Annotated in this window: 19 protein-coding genes; 6 read left to right on the forward strand and 13 right to left on the reverse strand. The window is 68.4% G+C overall.

From position 1 onward, the window contains the following. Positions 1-427: 427 nt before the first annotated feature. The 5 genes from ABD156_RS41785 to ABD156_RS41805 form a co-directional block, all read right to left on the reverse strand. Positions 428-694, reverse strand: a complete 267-nt coding sequence (locus ABD156_RS41785) for a hypothetical protein (protein ID WP_344286661.1) — start codon at positions 692-694, stop codon at positions 428-430. A gap of 217 nt (positions 695-911) precedes the next feature. Next, the gene (locus ABD156_RS41790) at positions 912-1,502 is read right to left on the reverse strand and encodes a tyrosine-type recombinase/integrase (protein WP_344286663.1); all 591 of its coding nucleotides are present in this window, start codon (positions 1,500-1,502) and stop codon (positions 912-914) included. Between the two features lie 123 nt (positions 1,503-1,625). Beyond that, a complete protein-coding gene (locus tag ABD156_RS41795) occupies positions 1,626-2,285 on the reverse strand; it encodes an integrase (RefSeq protein ID WP_344286665.1) in 660 nt (219 codons plus the stop codon). 228 nt (positions 2,286-2,513) lie between these two features. After that, a complete protein-coding gene (locus ABD156_RS41800; protein ID WP_344286667.1) occupies positions 2,514-2,642 on the reverse strand; it encodes a hypothetical protein in 129 nt (42 codons plus the stop codon). After that, on the reverse strand, positions 2,639-3,043 hold the full coding sequence (locus tag ABD156_RS41805; protein WP_344286669.1) for a hypothetical protein: 405 nt from the start codon (positions 3,041-3,043) through the stop codon (positions 2,639-2,641). Before ABD156_RS41805 ends, ABD156_RS41800 begins: the two co-directional genes overlap by 4 nt. A gap of 368 nt (positions 3,044-3,411) precedes the next feature. On the opposite strand from ABD156_RS41805, the gene ABD156_RS41810 reads away from it, so the two are divergent. Both ABD156_RS41810 and ABD156_RS41815 read left to right on the forward strand, forming a co-directional pair. Then, entirely contained in the window at positions 3,412-4,410 is a 999-nt protein-coding gene (locus ABD156_RS41810; protein ID WP_344286671.1) for a hypothetical protein, read from the forward strand. A gap of 219 nt (positions 4,411-4,629) precedes the next feature. Then, positions 4,630-5,289: a pentapeptide repeat-containing protein gene (locus ABD156_RS41815; RefSeq protein WP_344286673.1), complete on the forward strand. Its 660-nt coding sequence runs from the start codon at positions 4,630-4,632 to the stop codon at positions 5,287-5,289. Positions 5,290-5,919: 630 nt separating this feature from the next. Here the strand turns inward: ABD156_RS41815 and ABD156_RS41820 are convergent. Both ABD156_RS41820 and ABD156_RS41825 read right to left on the reverse strand, forming a co-directional pair. Next, a complete protein-coding gene (locus ABD156_RS41820) occupies positions 5,920-6,363 on the reverse strand; it encodes an integrase core domain-containing protein (protein ID WP_344286674.1) in 444 nt (147 codons plus the stop codon). A gap of 807 nt (positions 6,364-7,170) precedes the next feature. Beyond that, positions 7,171-8,223, reverse strand: coding sequence for a fatty acid desaturase family protein (locus tag ABD156_RS41825; RefSeq protein WP_344286676.1), 1,053 nt, complete (start codon positions 8,221-8,223; stop codon positions 7,171-7,173). A gap of 558 nt (positions 8,224-8,781) precedes the next feature. On the opposite strand from ABD156_RS41825, the gene ABD156_RS41830 reads away from it, so the two are divergent. Beyond that, complete coding sequence (locus ABD156_RS41830) at positions 8,782-9,216, forward strand: ferritin-like domain-containing protein (RefSeq protein ID WP_344286678.1); 435 nt, start codon at positions 8,782-8,784, stop codon at positions 9,214-9,216. Positions 9,217-9,252: 36 nt separating this feature from the next. Here ABD156_RS41830 and ABD156_RS41835 read toward each other — a convergent pair whose 3' ends face one another. The 4 genes from ABD156_RS41835 to ABD156_RS41850 all read right to left on the reverse strand — a co-directional run bounded on the left by ABD156_RS41835 (position 9,253) and on the right by ABD156_RS41850 (position 11,127). Beyond that, positions 9,253-9,549, reverse strand: coding sequence for an IS3 family transposase (locus ABD156_RS41835; RefSeq protein WP_344287017.1), 297 nt, complete (start codon positions 9,547-9,549; stop codon positions 9,253-9,255). Then, positions 9,495-9,782 (reverse strand): DDE-type integrase/transposase/recombinase, encoded by a 288-nt coding sequence (locus ABD156_RS41840; protein ID WP_240690962.1) that lies wholly within the window; start codon positions 9,780-9,782, stop codon positions 9,495-9,497. The genes ABD156_RS41835 and ABD156_RS41840 overlap by 55 nt, the downstream gene beginning before the upstream one ends. Next, a complete protein-coding gene (locus ABD156_RS41845) occupies positions 9,779-10,087 on the reverse strand; it encodes an IS3 family transposase (protein WP_344286681.1) in 309 nt (102 codons plus the stop codon). Before ABD156_RS41845 ends, ABD156_RS41840 begins: the two co-directional genes overlap by 4 nt. A 620-nt stretch (positions 10,088-10,707) precedes the next feature. After that, positions 10,708-11,127 carry an HPF/RaiA family ribosome-associated protein gene (locus ABD156_RS41850; RefSeq protein ID WP_344286683.1) on the reverse strand — a complete coding sequence of 140 codons (420 nt, stop codon included), beginning with the start codon at positions 11,125-11,127 and terminating at the stop codon, positions 10,708-10,710. 257 nt (positions 11,128-11,384) lie between these two features. Here ABD156_RS41850 and ABD156_RS41855 point away from each other — a divergent pair, with 257 nt between their 5' ends. The 3 genes from ABD156_RS41855 to ABD156_RS41865 all read left to right on the forward strand — a co-directional run bounded on the left by ABD156_RS41855 (position 11,385) and on the right by ABD156_RS41865 (position 13,406). Further along, the gene (locus tag ABD156_RS41855; RefSeq protein WP_134670385.1) at positions 11,385-11,849 is read left to right on the forward strand and encodes a DUF5994 family protein; all 465 of its coding nucleotides are present in this window, start codon (positions 11,385-11,387) and stop codon (positions 11,847-11,849) included. A 382-nt stretch (positions 11,850-12,231) separates the two neighbouring features. Beyond that, entirely contained in the window at positions 12,232-12,522 is a 291-nt protein-coding gene (locus ABD156_RS41860) for a hypothetical protein (protein WP_134670387.1), read from the forward strand. A 329-nt stretch (positions 12,523-12,851) separates the two neighbouring features. Further along, positions 12,852-13,406: a DUF5994 family protein gene (locus ABD156_RS41865; protein ID WP_344286687.1), complete on the forward strand. Its 555-nt coding sequence runs from the start codon at positions 12,852-12,854 to the stop codon at positions 13,404-13,406. Between the two features lie 764 nt (positions 13,407-14,170). Here ABD156_RS41865 and ABD156_RS41870 read toward each other — a convergent pair. Both ABD156_RS41870 and ABD156_RS41875 read right to left on the reverse strand, forming a co-directional pair. Beyond that, positions 14,171-14,770 (reverse strand): DUF1707 SHOCT-like domain-containing protein, encoded by a 600-nt coding sequence (locus tag ABD156_RS41870; RefSeq protein WP_344286689.1) that lies wholly within the window; start codon positions 14,768-14,770, stop codon positions 14,171-14,173. A 952-nt stretch (positions 14,771-15,722) separates the two neighbouring features. Then, on the reverse strand, positions 15,723-16,124 hold the full coding sequence (locus tag ABD156_RS41875; RefSeq protein ID WP_344286690.1) for an ATP-binding protein: 402 nt from the start codon (positions 16,122-16,124) through the stop codon (positions 15,723-15,725). Between the last annotated feature and the right edge of the window lie 1,240 nt (positions 16,125-17,364).

Raw genomic sequence — 17,364 nt, forward strand, 5'->3', positions numbered from 1 at the left:
GAAGCCAACGTAGAACATGTGTTCGACTCATGCAAGGGCGGAGGCCGCCGCGGCTCAGGCGACCACCGCCGGAGCCGAACCGCGCTTATCGCGCCACTCCTCACGGACCACCCGCATCAACATCCGGGAACGTTTCGCCCCTACCCCCAGCGCCTTCCGCAGCACCTCCGCCGAGACCGGGCGCTGATGCCGCGCACGATGCTCCGCGTCAACCCGTCGTGCCCGCTCCACCAGGACGGGATCAAGCCGAACTGTTCTCTCACCAGCGTCCTCCGTCGAGGACTCGTGGCGGACGCCCCGCTAACACACCGGGACGCTGATCGTCTGCCCCGTGCACGTCGACAAGAGCTTGGAGGAGCCTCGGGCCAACCTCGAACCAGCCGATCAGCAACAACGGCCCCACCGCGTCAAACAACACCCTGCCGACCTAACCAACCACCAGCGGCTCAGCCACATTCAACGCCAACGTCACCACACTCGCACCTACCAGCAACCGCCGCGCAGACCGCATGGTCGCTGGAGAAGCCCCGCGCGCCGACAACCGGCGGACCGCGACGAGCAACGCCACCACCGCCAGATCAACCGCCGGCGCAACCAGCGGTGCCACCCAGACCGGCACACCCAGCCGAAGGGCAAGCGCCAGCGCATTCTCAAAACCGAACGTGAACGTCAGCCCGACAACGACTCCCACCATGACACTCACCGCCGAGACGACCGGATCACGCCGAACCCCCGACCTCGTCACGACAACCACCTCAAAACGCGGTGCCAGACCCGGACCGGACCACGCGACACGACCCGACATTTGCGAGCCCGAGGCGAGCCCGAGACCTCCAGCACACGACAACAGCAGCCGACACAGCACGACACCACGGACACCCCTCGACCAGACCAAAAGGTCTTGTCTGACATCACTCGGCACCACCCGACAGGTCAAACCGTGGACTCTTAACCAGCGGGTTCGGGGTTCGAGTCCCTGATGGCGCACCCTCACTCCCCAGGTTATCGGTAACGTTAACCTGGGGTTTTTGGTTTTCTGGAGGGATTTCTTCCGGTCCCTGACTGTCCATTGTGGTCGTTGGCGAGCCCGAGGCGAGCCCGAGACTTCGCGCCGACTGCCGAGGGATGATCGCCGCCGTCGCTTCCGCCGCCGCGAACGCCACTTGCGGCAGGACCGTGGTGTAGGTGTTGGAGGTGACCGTGATCGAGGAATGCCGCAGCATCCGTTGCACCACCTTCATCTCGACACCGGCCGCGAGCGCGAGAGTCGCCGCACCGTGGCGCAGATCGTGCAACCGGATCGGCGGCAACCCGGCCAGACGGCACAGCTCGTAGAACACATCGGTCACCTGCGCGGGATGCAAAGGGCTGCCGTCCCATTGCGTGAAGGCCAGGTCGTGTTCTTTCCACTGTGATCCGAGGCGTGCCCGTTCGGCGTCCTGCACGGCCAGATGTTGTGCGAGCACCAGGGCGGTGTCCTGGTCGATCGCGACCGCGTTCACCGACTCGTCCGTCTTCGGCAGTGTCTCGCCGGTCTCCCAGCCTGTACCGCTTCAAAACTCGATGCGGGCCGATGACCAGCGGTAATGTCGACTAGGTTCACGCGGCTCTTCGGTACTCGTTGATCACGCCGCCCAGCACGCGACGACGGCGGATCTGGGCATCCAGGTCCTGCAATACGGTCCGGTTTTCGTCGTTGGGCGCCCGTTGCGCCCGTGACTGATGCGGGCGGTGTCCGTTGCAGTGGCCGACGTACTCGTCAGGACGGTCTGCGCATGCCGAGCGCGGTAGATCAGGAGTTGGTCAATGCACCCGGTGCGGGCGGTGCGCACGAACCATTCGGCGCAGCAATTCGCCCTCCGCGCCTGCGGCGGTGTCCTGACGATGTTCACGCCCCCGCCGCGGAACACCTCGCCGAACGCCGGCGTGAACTTGGCATCCCGATCTCGGACGAGGAAACGGAACGCACCGATCCGCTCTCCGAGGCCCGCGGCCAGATTGCGGGCGGCCTGCGCGACCCAGCCACCGGTTGGACGGGCTGTGACACCGAGAAGATGCACTCGGCGGGCGCGGATCTCCATCACGAACAGGACGTACAGCCGACGCAGGAAAATCGTGTCGATATGGAAGAAGTCGCAGGCCAATAGTCCGGCCGCCTGCGCGCGCAGGAAGGTTCGCCACGAGGTGTTCGCCTCACGCGGCACCGGACCGATCCGGCGGGCTCGCAAGATCCGCCGGATCGGTGGCTTCACCGGCACGATAGCCCAGCCGCACAAGTTCGCCACGAACCCGCCGGTATCCCCAACGGGGATTCTCCCGTCCGAGCCGAAGCACGATCTCGCGTACTTGTGCGCCGATCGGAGGCCGGCCAGACCGATTCGGACACCGCCACTTCCACGCGACCAGATGGCGATGCCAGGCCAACAAGGTGCCCGGCGTGACGATCCGAGCCATCCTCACCTGCCGGGGAAGCAGCCGAGCCAGCGCGGCCAACAGCGCCCGATCGGACCACGTCAACCGCGGCCGCTGACCTGCCTGCGCAACACTGCGACCTCGTGCCGAAGTACCAGCAGTTCAGCGGCCACTGCTGCGTCACCACGCGCGAGTACGCCCAGCCAGCCGAACAGCCGGACTGTGATCAAGCAGAGAAGCCGAAAACACACGACCGCTGATCATGCTGAACCTCGGCACGAAGGTCGTCGTCAGTGAGGTAGCGGCTGACCTGGACGATCGCGGTGCGCAGGAGCTTTCCCGCGAAAGCCTCCCCCAGCGCGGCCATCGACCGGATGCGGCTGAGCGCGTTGAGAACGGGTCGCAGTCCGGCACCCAGCCCTTGCTCGTCGACGAGGTTGCCGCGCGCCGCGTCCAACTCGTACCGCACCCGTACCCGGTCCGCGTCGTGGTTTCCGTGTTCGGCGACTTGTTCGGCCCATTCGACAGCGAGCGCCGCGGCGAGATCCGCGGCCTCCGGCGGGAGTTCGTCGGCCTCGCCTTGCCGGTCAGCCGCCAGGAAGAGATCGCAGCCACCAGCAGCGACCTTCAAAGACAGTCGGCGGCAGATTCGCGGTCGTGGCAGCTGACGGGGCCCGCCAGCGCGAACCGGGGAGAAGCCTCACAGAGGAAACCCGCCCACAGGCGGCACGCATGAACTTCGCATAGACCGCCCGCCGGTCCTGAAGATCACGCTAGTTCTGACGTGCGTCTCCCTCCACCTGCGCCTGCAGACGTGCGCAACGCAACGAAATCAGCTGACCCCAAAACGGACTGACGCACGCGATCACCACAGTCAACCAGAGAGGAATCATCCGGGCTCGGGGCGACACCCGAATTCACCCGTCGCATCGACGGCCGGCCAGAGTTATCTCTTCGAATCCGGAGACGCAGCCACTCGCACGTTGCTATTTTCCCGTCATGATCCTCGCGCGCGTCATTGTCGCGGCCACACTCGTCCTGGCCGAACTGTGGAGCGTCCTGGCGATATTCGCCGTCGGTTTCGATTCCCGAAGAGGCAACCGGCGGTTGCGGTGGATCACCGGCGACGACGCGGAAACGGTCCGGGACCGGCACAGCCTAATGGCTCAGCTCTCGATGATGGGCATCGTCAACACCGTTGCCGGCGCGGCGGCCGGGCTTGGTGCATCGATGTACGCGGCCAACAACCATCTGCAGTTCACCCAATCCGTGGTGCCGATCTTCATGATCGGCATGGCCGTCCTAGCGGTCCAGGCCAGCGGGCTGGTCGTCGGGCATTGGGCGTCACGGCCACGACTGGCATGGATCACCAACCCGTTCGTCCTCGAAGCGACTTTGCGCCAATCCTTACGCGAAGGCCCCGTGCCCGACCACACGATCGACGAGTACGAACAGATACTCGAGAAACTGCGTTCAGAGACCTCCGTTCTTTTCCTGAAAAAAGCCGATACCCTCGAAACTCTGGGCATCGCTTCTTCCGCTGCGGCGCGCGAGTGGCCTCCCTCGGGCAACCGTCCGCCGGAGGAGTGGGCGAAGCTCGTTCGGGCCGATCTCTCGCCGCGAGCAGTGTGGCGCTGGATCTGGGCCCGCCGGAAACTGGCCCTCGTCTGCCCGCTCTCGCTCGGCGTTCTGGCCTCTGCCGCTCTTGTCGGCCTGCGCGCGATCGCGGCCGACGGAGCATCCCCGGTAGCGGTCATCGCAGTCGCCGTCGTGCTCTGCGGCTGGCACGTGCTCCTGGGCTTGCTGATGCACCGAGCCGCAACCGAAGAACTCGTGCTGGCAAACCGGACCCGGGCTCGGGAAAAGCACAAAATCGACGCGTGCGCTGCGCTGATCTGCGAGCTTAAGGCTGGGTCGAAACCACGACCGAAGGCAACGGAGCCGCCACCGGCGCGAACGATCCTCTCCGTCGGCCGGTGGCACCTCCTTCGGCGATGATCCAGAGAGCTCACGCCGTCGGATACCATCACGCCGACAACCTGACGACTCACGCCCTGGACCGCCGGGCTGGCCTTCCTGCGCTACTCGCTTGACCGGCAAAAGCAGCGCCTGGACGAAGACAAGCACGTCGTCAGCCAGTTCGACTCCGCATGGAGCAGGCTGGGCTCGGACGACCCGGCCATCCGCGCCAACGCCGTGCGCACGCTCGCCAGGCTGATGATCGACTTCGAGCGGGACCGCCCGAGCGTTGTCCGGTCGATCTGCGATCTCCTTCGCCAACGCGCGACCGCGGCCGCCGAAGGCACCCGCCCCGACCCGGACGTCGTCGCAGCCGTCGACGCCCTCCGCGAACGTCCCGACAACGGTCAGACCGACCCGCTGGACCTCGCCGGCGTGAAGCTGACCGGTGCCGACCTGACCGGTGCGAACCTCCGAGGGACCATCTGCGATGAGGGCACCGTCTTGTCGCGCGCGAAACTCACCAGCGCGGACCTCACCGGCGCGACGCTCGCTCTCGTCGATCTGCGCGACGCAGTGCTCAACTCGGCGAAGCTGGAGAACGCCATGCTGGACGGGGCCAAACTGCCGAACGCACGCCTCGCCGACGCGATCGCCACCGGCGCGTCCTTCGCCGGAGAAGCAGACCTGCGCGGAGCCGACCTCTCCCGGGCCGACTTCCGCAATGCCAACCTCAGCCGCGGCCGCCTGCGCGGAGCGACCCTGGACCGTACCGACCTGACCGGAGCAGACCTCACCGAAACCGACCTGACCGGGACGGACCTCAGCACCGCTGTCGGCCTCACCGCCGCCGCACTCAAGAGCGCAGCGGCGGATATGTCGACCATTCTGCCGCCAGAACTGCGCGGGCGGCTCTGAACAGCGTCGAGCGCGCATTTCACAGCCATTCTCCGCTTTTCTGCGCCGAATCAGCACGACAACCAACCAAACCCGGCCGAATGGTGAACCCGGTCGCCCCGACCGCGGGTTCTTGAACAGCGCAATCCGTGCCTACGCCTCCCAGCCCGCCGCCGTTTTCGCATACTCGTTACCGAAATGCAGCTGCATCAGACGGCAGTCGATCTTCTCCCACGACGCACCAGCGGCATCCTGTTCCTGACCGGACCTCGGGTCGGGCCTCGGGCCGGGCCGGGCCGAAGCAGCGGTAGCCGACGTGTAAAGCGCGTTTACGCACAGCTCTGCTGCACACCCATCGCCCGGTTGCCGACCAGCAGTCGAGCCAGACCACAATTTCAGCATTTTAATGCATGCGCAAACACATTGCCAGTTATTTTTGACGAAGCTTCCGGCGTCCATATTCTGACCGCCAGCCCGTCTGCTGCCAGCTGCGCCACATATCTGCCCAAATGGTCGCCGTGGACTACGAACATCAGAAGCTGCCCCGCTCGTGACGCTCCCGCATACATGACACGCCGCACCTCTGCCGCAGTACCTTGTACCGTGCCAAAACTAGCGAATCGCTCCATGAGCTGCGGTTTTGAGATCGAATCAGGCTACTCGGCGGCATTCGTTAATCACGCCGCCGAGGACACGGTGCCGCCGGAACGGACAGTCGAGCGGAATGACGGCAGCGGGATCGTGGTCGGGCGGGCGATGCTCACGTCCCTGGTGCGGACGGTGATCATTGAAGTGCCGGGCGAACTCATCGAGGACCGCGGCAGCGTGGCGTTCGTTGTAGATCAGCATCCTGTCGGTGCACTCCGACCGGACACTGCGCACGAACCGCTCCGCGTAACAGTTCGCTCGGGGCGTTCGCCGCGGGGTTTTCACCACGCCGATGCTCTCGGAGGCGAACACCGCGTCAAACGGTGCAGTGAACTTCGCATCCCGGTCGCGGACAAGGAACCGGAATCGGGAGGTTCCCTCGCCGAGGCTCATCAGCAGGTTGCGGGCGGCTTGCGTGGTCCGGGCCGCCGCCGGATGCGAGTTCACCCCCGGCAAGGTGCACTCGCCGGGTGCGGATCTCCATCATGGACACCACGCAGAGCCTCCGCAACCCGATCGTGTCCAGATGGAAGAAGTCCGTGGCCGTCAGGCCTGCCGCTTGGGCGCTCAGGAACGTGCGCCGATCGGTGGCCCCGCGCCCGGGCGCGGGGCCGACACGGGCAGCAGCGAGGATACGGCGGATCGTGCCTGCACCGACGCGGCGCCCGAGCCGGACCAGCTCTCCCTGGACACGGCGATGCCCCCAACCCGGGTTCTCCCGGGCAAGCCGGACGACCAACTCACAACTCGTCATCGACCGTTGGTCGTCCAGGCCGGTTGGGATAGGTCTACTTCCGAGTGACCAGACGGCGATGCCACGCGAGCAACGTGCCCGGCGTCACGATGCGATGCCGGCGCAGGTCACGGGGCAATAGCCGCGCCAACGCAGACAAGACCGCACGATCCGGCCACGGAAGACGTGGTCGCCCGACCTGACGGCGCAGAGCCGACACCTCGTGGCGAAGCACCAGTATCTCGACGTCCTTGGCCCTAGCGGACCGAGAAAGCAGACCCCACCAGCCGAACAACGTCACCATGACCAAATACATCAGTCGAAACAGCACGGCCGGAGAGCATCGCATGACCCTCACCCGGACAAACAGCAGATCAGCGAACCACAGTCGAGTTACGGCACGGTATACGGCCGGTACGAGGTCGGCGAGCATCGAGGCGAACACCGGTAGTCCGTCCTGCGCGGGTTGACCGCGGGGCAGATCCGTCGTCGTGAGTCGCGCGCGCGGCGCGGCCTCGTTCTCAGGCGGCTCCGCGCGCGCGGAGCGGGGCGCTGACGTCGTGCAGGTGGTTGAGCACGTGGCGGTAGGTCGTGAACAGTCCGCATTCGGCGTACTCGATGCCGCGGTCGGTGCAGAACGCGCGTACCAGGGGTTGGGCGCGGCGAAGGTTGGCGCGCGGCATGCCGGGGAACAGGTGGTGCTCGATCTGGTAATTCAGGCCGCCGAGGGCGAAATCGACGCAGCGGCCGCCGCGGACGTTGCGACTGGTAAGGATCTGCCGGGTCAGGAAGTCCGGCCTGGTCTCCCGGGCGTAGGTGGGCATGCCCTTGTGCCCGGGCGCGAACGAGCAGCCCATGTACACCCCCCACAGTCCCTGGTGGACGGCGATGAACGCGATCGCCACCGGCGGGGACAGCACCACGAACACCGCGGCGAGGTACACGGCGGCATGCACGAGCAGCAGAACCGCTTCCGTCCGGCGCGCCGCGATCTCCCCGCGCCACGCGGCTTCGACACCGGCCCAGTGCAGGTTCAGCCCTTCCAGCAGCAGCAACGGGAAAAACAGCGCGGCCTGGTGCTTGGCCGTCCAGCGCACGAGCCCGCTGCGGTCGCGCGACTGCCCGCGGGTGAACGCGAGCAACGGGATGTCGAGGTCCGGATCCTCGTCCTCGTGGTTGGGGTTGGCGTGGTGGCGGGCGTGCTTGCCCGTCCACCAGCCGTAGCTGATCCCGACGATCCCGCCGAGCATCCGGCCGACGCGGTCGTTGGCCGGTCCGGTCCGGAAGATCTGGTTGTGCCCGGCGTCATGGCCGAGGAACGCGATCTGGGTGAACATCACAGCGAAGAACACCGCGGTGACCAGCTGCCACCACGAATCGCCCACCAGGACGAAAACCAGGCACCCGGCGGCCAGAGCGAGCGCGGTGAGAGCGATTTTCACCGCGTAGTAACCATAACGCCGCTCCAGCAGGCCCGCTCCCCGCACGAGCCGGACGAGAGCGCCGAATTCCCTGCGCGACGCAGTCGTCTCGGCACCGACCCTGGTCGGCGGAGTCACCGGCGATGTGACCATGGGATTCCTTCCCGAGTTCTGCGATGCCGGGGACTGGGGCGACCGGTCGCACTACGCGAATTCCCGCCAGGACGCGGCCCCAAACAAGGCCGGACCCGAGGGCTCGGCGGAGAACGCCGCGCACAAGCTCGGTGCGCGGGCCGGCATCCCGGTTATCGGCGGGGAGCCGTGCCGCTCGGACTTCCGCTCCGGACCCTGCCCAGCCGGCAAGATCCCCGCGAAGCAGGATTGGCGATACCCGAATCCCCGCGTATGCGGTGAGCTGGCCGGCTCGCATCGCCTTCTGAGCGGAACCAGACCGGCTCTCCGCTCGAGATCCGCACCGCGATCAGCGGTCGCGTCATAGTCCACAATGTACTCATCGCTCTCCGTATCCCGTCGGCGGAGTGACCTGGAACGGATTTCTTCCCGATTTCCGCGGTGCCCCCGATCGGGGGGCTGACCCGTCCAAACCGCTCCCGGTGACGAAGCAGGACCGTCCACGAAGGCCATTCCCGCGCGGACGGCTGTCCGTGCGGGAATGGCCGGCGTTCGCGCCGGGCGGGAAGGAGATCGCCCGTGTTTGGCACCCGCTATGCCGCCTCGATGATCGCCCGGAGCGCGGAGAGTCCCCAGGACCGAAGCAATTTCCTGCAAGCCGCAGGCATGGCCGGGCTCGACGTGGCCGGCGCTCTCGGGCTCGGCGGCCTCACGAACCCCGCCGGGGCCGCCGTCCGCGAGGCCGCCCCGGTCGCGCAAGACTCCGGCCAGGTGAGCGACGGCGCGGTGCTCAACTTCGCGCTCAACCTGGAATACCTCGAAGCCGAGTTCTACCTGCACGCTGTGACCGGACGGGGGCTGGCCGACTCGATGACCTCCGGCACCGGCACGCGCGGCGGTGTGACCGGCGGACGGGCGGTGCGGTTCGAAACCCGGGCCGCGCGGCAGTACGCGCAGGAAATCGCCGGCGACGAGAAAGTGCGCGTCCCATTCCCGCGGACCGCGCTCGGTTGAACCGGTCCGCAGAAGTTGGACTGGTTGGGGTGGAGGTCAGGCGGTGAGGGTTTGGGCTCGGTATTCGGTTGGGCTGAGGCCTCCGAGGGTGGTGGAGATGCGGGTGGTGTTGTACCAGTGGATGTAGTCGTGCAGTGCGGCGGCGAATTCCTCGATGGTGTCGAAGCTGTTGTGGTGGAACAGTTCTCCTTTGAGTTGGCTGAAGAAGTTCTCGACAATGGCGTTGTCGAGGCAGGTGGCGCGGCGTGACCTGGACTGGGTCAGGCCCGCCTCCTCGATCAGGGCGCGCCAGGAGCGGTGCCGGTACCGGAAGCCCTGGTCGGTGTGGACCAGCGGCGCGGCACCGGGGGCAGGGCGGCGATCGCCCCACGCAGCGAGGTGGTGGTCAGGTCCAGCGACGGGGACGGGCCGCAGGCCCAGGCGACGACGGAGCGGGCGAACAGGTCGATGATCGGTGACAGGTAGACCTTGCGGTCGCCGATGCGGAACTCGGTCACGTCGGTGACCCATTTCCTGTTCGGAGCGTCGGCGCCGAACTGGCGGTCGAGCGGGTTCTCGGCGGTCATGCCGGCCAGGACCGGCGCCGGCGCGGCCGCCGGATCTTGCAGACCAGGCCGAGGGCGTTCATGACCTTGAGCACCGTCTTCTTGGCGATCTGCCAGCCGTCGCGGACCAGCACCGCGTGGATCCGCCGGTGCCCGTAGCGGCCGCGGGCGGCCTCGAACGCCTCGGCGACCGCGGTCTTGAGCCCGGCGTGCGGGTCGGGCCGGCCCAGGCGGGCCTGGTGGTAGAAGAACGTCGACCGGGCCAGTCCCGCGACCACCAGCAGCGAGTAGTCGACCTCGATGGCGGCGATCGCCTGGGTTTTCACCCTCGCCCCTGATCCCTCAAGGCCCGCAATTTTCCAGGCAGGCCACCTTCGCCGACAGCCGCAGGTTCTCCGCCGCAACCGCTCCAACTCGCCCGGCCCGGACCGCTCCGCCGCTGCGGCCGGGGGACGGCCTTTCCGCCGGGGCCGCAACCCGTGATCGCGGGCCAGCTCGAGCGCGGTCGCCTCCCCGCCGACATAACGGGCCACGACCCCGAGCTTGAACTCGAACGCGAACGACCGCCGGTCCGGTTTGTTCATCAGCGCCCCCGCGCTCCGCAGCATTCAACGATCACGCAAGCGTTGCACCGCCGTCACCGACACGCCCAACCGGGCGCGACCGCCTTGCGGCCGCGCCCGGCCTCGAACAACACCACAGCGGCCTCCCGCTGCCCCTCAGACAACGAACTGCACGAATACAACGAACACGCTCGCCGCAAGCCGGAACTCGATTCCCAGTCCAACTCCCGGGGAACGGTCCAGACTCTGAGCCCCTCAGGGTTCCCCTCACGGACCTGTCGAAACTCACATCGGGCGCTACTCGGATATTTCGGCGACGACGGCGTCCTGTGTGGACACTCAGCAAGCCGAGGCGACGCGGCTTGTGTTCCGGACATCGGGAGTCAGCCCTGGTTCGCCGACCGTCCATATCGGACAGTGTCGCCGCCCTTGTGGTGTGCGGCCTGGTCGTGCTGCCGGTCGAGAATGCCTGCCAGCTTGCGCGTCGCCCCGCGAAGCGCCTCGTCCACCGAACCCGCGAAGTGGGTGACCACGACGGCGGGCTTGCCCTCGGGACGGGCCTCGAGCACGCACCGGCGGTCCACCCCGGCGGCACCGGACGCGACTTCGTCGCTGAGGTGCGCCTCCAGCCGGATCAGGTGGTCGCTGAACCGCGAGAGCGCGGCACGGAGTTCCTCCTCGGCCCAGCGGTTCAGCTCCGCGCTGCCGGGAACGTTGTTGTCGGTGCTGATCTCGACCTGCATGTGCGGTCCCTTCGGAATGCGGCCGCGCGGGTCCTGGAACGCGGCCTGTGCCACGCTCACCGGAACCGCCTTCACCGCCTGCGCCCAGCCTACTCCTGACGGTCAGCCGCGCGCGGCGATAGTTTCGCGCCAACGGAATCCGGCGCGCTCGGGAGCCTGGCGGGAGCAGCTGCCGTCCGCCATTCCGGCCCGGCACAAGGAAATCCGGCTGATTCCGCCGGGCGGTCTCCCTTTCGGCGTAGGCTTGGCAGACAGGTCCGCCTCCGCAGGCATCCGCTGCCGGAACGGTCCCGCACCGGCCGGACAGGAGCGCCATCATGGAGTACGCCTCGAACGAGTCCAGCACGGGCGTCGTGCTCGGACCGCCCGCTCTCGGGCGGCGATTGCGCTTCAAAGAACAGCACGCGGCGAAAGGCTGCTTCGACGGCGCTTGGTGGCCCCGTTCGCGGGAACCGGTCACGGAATTCAGCGCACTCGCCGCCGCGCTCGTCGACCGCTTCGGCCGGGTGGACCGGATCGGTTTCAACCCCGGCGCCTGGGACCTCGCACCCGCCCGGCTCGCCCACGGACCGGCTCTCGTGCGGCTGGCCGCGTTCTACGGCCTCCAGCAGCACACAGTCGTGGTCATCGGCCCGCGCATCCACCACCTGACGCTGCTGGTGATCCCGCCGGAAGCAAGCCCGGCGGCGGCGGAACGCGCCCTGTGCTCGGCCATCGACCCGGACAGCACCGACGCGGCGCACGTGATCCTCGCCGCCAGCGGAGCACTGGAGGCTGCCTGACCGGCGCCAGGCGGGAATGAACAGCGGCAGGCCAGGGTTGTCGCGGACGCCGTGCGCGAGACGACGCTTCCGCATCGGAACGGTCCGCGACAACAGGCACGGCAGAAATCGCACCAGGAACGCCCATGCGCCCCGGTATTCGCGGCAGAATCACGAGGGCACCGCCGACCAGCCCGCACTCCGCCCTCCCGACGACCGACCCCGCTACCAGCCCCCTCGGTTCGCTGGCTGCGCGGACCCCGCCGCACGAGCACGACCTCTGGCTCCAGGATGCCCAGCTTTCGGACCTGCCCGCACGCAGCACGCGCCGTCTGCCACCGATCCACGCAGCACAAGGCGCGGCGACGCCGCCTGAGCACAACACGCAGAAAGCGAACCATCGATGTTCACCTTGACCGGAGCAGCCACCGAAGCGATCAACCAGCTCACCGCATCCCAGAACTTCCACGCCGAAGGCGGCCTGCGCCTCACGCTCGACGGCCTTCCCGAGGACGGCGCCGCATTCGCCGTGGACGTCGCCGCCTACCCCGCGGCCGGGGAGGACATCATCGCGACCGGCGACACCCAGGTGTTCCTCGCCCGCGAGACCCGCGTCCGGCTCGCCGACAAAACACTCGACGTCCGAAAGGACATCAACGGGCACTACGCCTTCCACATCACGACAACACCGTGACCGGCCGGCCCGCACCGCGGCCACCACGCGCAGTCCGCGAAACCCCTCGCCGAGTTCGGGGGCTTGAGCCGCGGCCGGTCGACGACCGGGACGGAAAAGGACGACCCGCGCGGGCGCGGCGTCATCCCCGCGAACGGTTCTTTTTCTCGTCCCGATTTTCCGGCTGCTCAGAAGCGAAGTCCCGCTGCCGTCGGCGTTTCCGCGACCGGCGAGGCAAAGGGTGCAGTGTTGACAGTGTCCGAGAGCATCTCGTGCGTGAGCGGTCAAGCTTGCGCCGTCCTCGGCACCCAGTCCGGACGGTGACAGCGGCCGGGGACGGGAACGCCGCCATGGCACCGAACCTCCGCACCGTCGCCAGCACTGTCTCGGCCAGGAAAGCCGCCACACCGGCCTGGCGCGCACCACGCCTGCGGCTGAAACCGGACGGCCCAGCAACGGGATACGTCGACGGCGCATGGTGGCCCTACACCCGCGAACTAGCCGTGGAACTGTCGGCGTTGCTCGCGATGCTCGCCGCGCGGCTGGACCGGATCGAACGGGTCTCCTACCACCTCGCCGCCTGGACTCCGGCTCAGCGCCGGCTCACCGTCGACGGCTCCGCGATCCGGCTCGAAGGATTCCGCGCGCACCACCCCGACCCGGTGACCGTCACCGGAGCGCGGGGACCGCGCCGGCTGGCTCTGCTGGTCGTACCGCCGGAGACCGGGCAAGCCGACGCGCATCGCATTCTGGCGGCCGCGGCGCACCGGGACCACCTCGATACCGTCGAGTCCCTGCTCGCCGCCCCCAGCGAGACCGACCACGAGGCGGCGGCCGCCGGCGCGATGGACGACGCGACCCAGCGCTGGGACGTCGACGGCGGCCGCATCCCCGCGTCAGCCTAGATTTTCCCGCGACCCTCCGGCGGGACGAGCGCCCACCGCAGGGTCGCCGCGGCGGCGGGGCGGCCTCCTCCGCGTTGTTCCCGCAAGCGGCCGCCCAACAAGATCACGATCTTTCTCGCGCCAGGCGAACCTGGTCGTCCGCTCTGGCGGACGAGCCGGCCGGGCGAGCTGTGGCGGCGAGAAAGCGACTGAACCACAACACATCCGGAAGCACCGCGCAACCAGCCGGAGCCGTGCCAGGCACACCCGCCCCGAAGTCCACGGCCGGGCAGGCACAACCTCGGAGTGCCCAGGTTTTCCAGTCACAGCTGATCCGTCGCCATCTCACGCGTGGTCGAGCCGGCGCGAAACTGCGTCGGCACGCGCCGACACCAGTGCCGGGGAATCCTGAACGGACTGATTCCACCCCTGCCATCGGCGTCTTTCGCTTCAGCGAAAGGAAATTTCCAGCAGGCCGCGAAAGCAGGCGCCGGACGCCCTTCTGCTCGCCCATGCCTATCGCGAACCGCCGCGCCCCGCGACGGAGACGATCCCGTTCTGGGCTGGCCGCCGCCGCGAGCGACCGTTCGGAACCGGTCCGCGCGACGCGGATTCGGACGGCAGTTCCCTGTTCGGCACGCGCGGAGCTTCGAAAGCCCGGCCAATGGCGGTCCTGCGTTCCACGTCGCCGCGTCGGTCTCCGGAGTCAGCCGGCTCGCAGCGCTTGGCTCAGCGCGACACCGACCGTCATCGACTGAGCGGACCGCCCTCGTCGTGTCGGCCATTCAGGTCTCGCGCGGATGCCTTATCTTGAGCCGTCCACTGGCCAGCTCGCCGGACACCCGGATCAACGGCGAACCCGGCACATACGGGTCCGTCGCCTTGTCGATGACCCTGCCGCTGGTCGCGCTCAGCTCCTCGACGCGGATCGACCATCCGCGCGGCACGGTCACCTGCACCTGCCCCGAGCCGGTGCAGACCATTTTCAGCTGGATTTCCGTGTGCCGGCACACAGCCCGGGTGAAGTCGATCCGGACGCGGCCAGAGCCGCACTGCGCCAGGATCCGCCGCGGAACGACCCACTCGCCCTCCTGCTTGACCGAACCGTTGGTGGTGCGGAGCACGAGCGCGGGTGGTTCGGAGAACGGCGGTTCGGGCGGAAACAGCGACAGCCCGGGTAAATCGGCCAGCACCGATTCCATCTGTCCCCGGGTCCCCGCCGCGAGCACGACGCCGACCCGGTCGCTGAACTCGTCGAGACCGAGCAGGCCGTCACCGACGGCCTGCCGGAGCAGTTCCACCGCACGGTCGCGGTCGGCATCGGACGCACGCTGATTCCCGCGCGCTACGTCACCACCGCGCGGTTCGAGTTCGCCGTCTGACACGTCCTCAATCTATCGGGTCGGCCGCCGAACAGCGACCAGATGACCGAAAGCCCGTGCGGTGCAATACGCCGTGAGCAAGGTCGCGCGCTAATCGGACATTCGGCTGCCGGCACGGTGATCCGGGCGCCGAGGATGCGGCGAAAGAACACACCGCGCGCAACGTCCATTTCGCGCCCGCCGCGATCGCCACGGCTCCGGTGCCGCATCGAGCTGCGATCGGTCGCGTCTCGTTCTCGCTTTGCCTCATCGCAACCAGCCCTGGCACGAAGTTCGCGACAGGACTCGCGACTCGCGGCCCCGAGGCAGAAGGTCTTTTCGCCCGCTCGCGGCCACTGCGGCGAGATCCCGGAATCAGTCGCTGGTGTGTGTCGATGTTCCAGAGCTTGCCCAGCTGGCAGAAGGTGCGCTGAGGATCGGAACCGGGTTCCTTGTCGAGAGCGACGCCGCCCAAGAGGGATGCGCGCGCGCTGCTCCGCGGACGGCTGAAACCGCGCGACACGCCTTGCGTGCCCGATCGCCGCGAAGGCCTTTGCCTGCCCGGAAGAATTTCCCGAACACGGCCGGACTGTCGCTGATCGGAAAGGCGGACCCCGCTGCCTGCTTTGCTGCTCGCCGGTTCGAATGCCCCGATCTCCAGCCCCGCACGGAGGTTGCGCCGGATGTCGCCCGCCGCGTGCTGATCTCCATCGGCGGCGGACGCCGGTCACGAAGCCGATGCTCCGAACGCCCGGGCATCTCGGCGAGTTCCGCGGCATCGGGCACTCGCGCACCTGTGTCCGTACCTCGCCACGGTGCTCCGCACGCTCCAGTTCGGCCGTCCGCGACGGCTGCGGGGCAAGCCAGGCTGTCTGGTCGTCGGAACCGGCCGCCACGACTGCGGCCAGGGCCAGTCCGCTTCCTCTGGTCTATCTCCACGACCGCCTTGGTCGCTGTCGGGCTCGGCGGGCGACACTCACCGCCGGCGGACGCCTTCCCCGGACCAGCCCAAGCGCGCCCACACGGTCTTTCCGTCCAGATTGTCGTGCACTCCCCACTCGTCCGCGAGCCGGTCCACGAGCTGCATCCCCCGTCCGTGCGGCGCGGTCCCTCCCCGGGCACGGACGACCGGCCAGCCGTGCGAGAGGTCGTCCGCTTCCACGACGACCAGGCAAGGCCGGGGCTGTTCGGTCAGCCGGACCCACGTCGGGCCGAGGGTGTGCGCATGGGCGTTCGTCACGAGTTCGTCGAGCACCAGGAGCACGTCGAGCCGACGATCGGCGCTGAGGCTGCCGAGCAGACCGGCCGCCCAGACGCGGACGGGCGAGCACCGACGAGAGGCCGGTCCCGCGCACGTCGAGCGTCCACGGGCATCCATTGTCCCCTCCGCTGCCGGTCATCCGCCGCGATCCATCCCGGCGGACAGACTCGCGGAGGGAACGCAACGGGCCGATATCCGGATTCTCATCAAGGAGAGGTACCCGGCAGGACATCCCGTCCACACCCGTTCCGGCCGGGTTTCTTCGCGGCCGGACGCGATTGCGTCCTTTGGGCGGCAGTTCGGGCGCGGACGGTCGTCCGATTCCACCCGCGCGAGCGAGGCGAACCGGTCCGGCTGGCCGCCGCATCCGGGCGCGGTGCCGCCCCGCCGCGGTCCGGCCGGCGGGGGAAGCGGCGCGCTCGCCGCTCCGTCGCCGGCAACTCGCCGGCAGCCTCGGACCAAGCCCGCGTCTGCGACGGTTCGGCAACGATGATCGGCCCGTGATCCGCACGCAGGACGGACGTCGCTCCTTGTGCCGGAATGGACGGTCCGATGACCTGAGCGGACAAGGATTTCCCACGCGGTCCCGGCCCTTTCGTCCGACCGGCCGCGTGCAGCGCGCGAGGCGCGGCAACCGGATCCGCCTCCGGAGGGATCGTCAGGTCGCGGACGTGCGGCCTGGTCACCACGACGGAGCGTTGCCGGCGGCGGGAAAACCGGGCAGGCGCAACCAGGTGCGGCCCGTGGCGGAGCGGGGAAGAAACGAGATCCCCAGTGACCGGATTTGAGCCTGTTGCGGCCCACCCGCCCGGCTGTTCGACCTAGGCGCGGATTTCCGTGCCCGGCTTCCGGGACCGCGGCCGCCGGGCGCTGTCGAAACAGCCCTCCTCGGCGTCCGGCCCCTTGTACCGCGACCGCTCGCCTGCCGGCAACAAGTCCGATTCCCATGCCCGCCGCCAGGTTCGCCGGGACAGCCGCTCCCGTCCGGCCGGCCCGTTGGCGGACGCCGATACCACCGGCCCTACGCGCCGGAAAACGGCTCCGAAGCCGGGGCTCGCCGACGCGGGAACCGGCTCTCCGCCGGAGGAAACCGCGGCCGGAGTACGTCCTGCGGGCGGATCAGCGCATCGGGCCGCGACGGGACCTGCGAACCGCTCCGAGATTGCGTTGTTATTCTTTCCGCACAACGGGTTCCGTCATTCGCACGGCAGCGGGCCACGCCGCACCGTCACCCTCCCGAGTGGGCGCTGCCGACGGAGCACAAACCCGCCCGCAGCTGCTCGGCGGCATCATGGCCGCTGGGAAGACGATGGTGCGCCGTAGGCCGGCTGCATGCCGTGCTCCCGTCCCCGGTTCA

The organism is Amycolatopsis albidoflavus, assembly GCF_039525725.1.
GTDB classification, from domain to species: domain Bacteria; phylum Actinomycetota; class Actinomycetes; order Mycobacteriales; family Pseudonocardiaceae; genus Amycolatopsis; species Amycolatopsis albidoflava.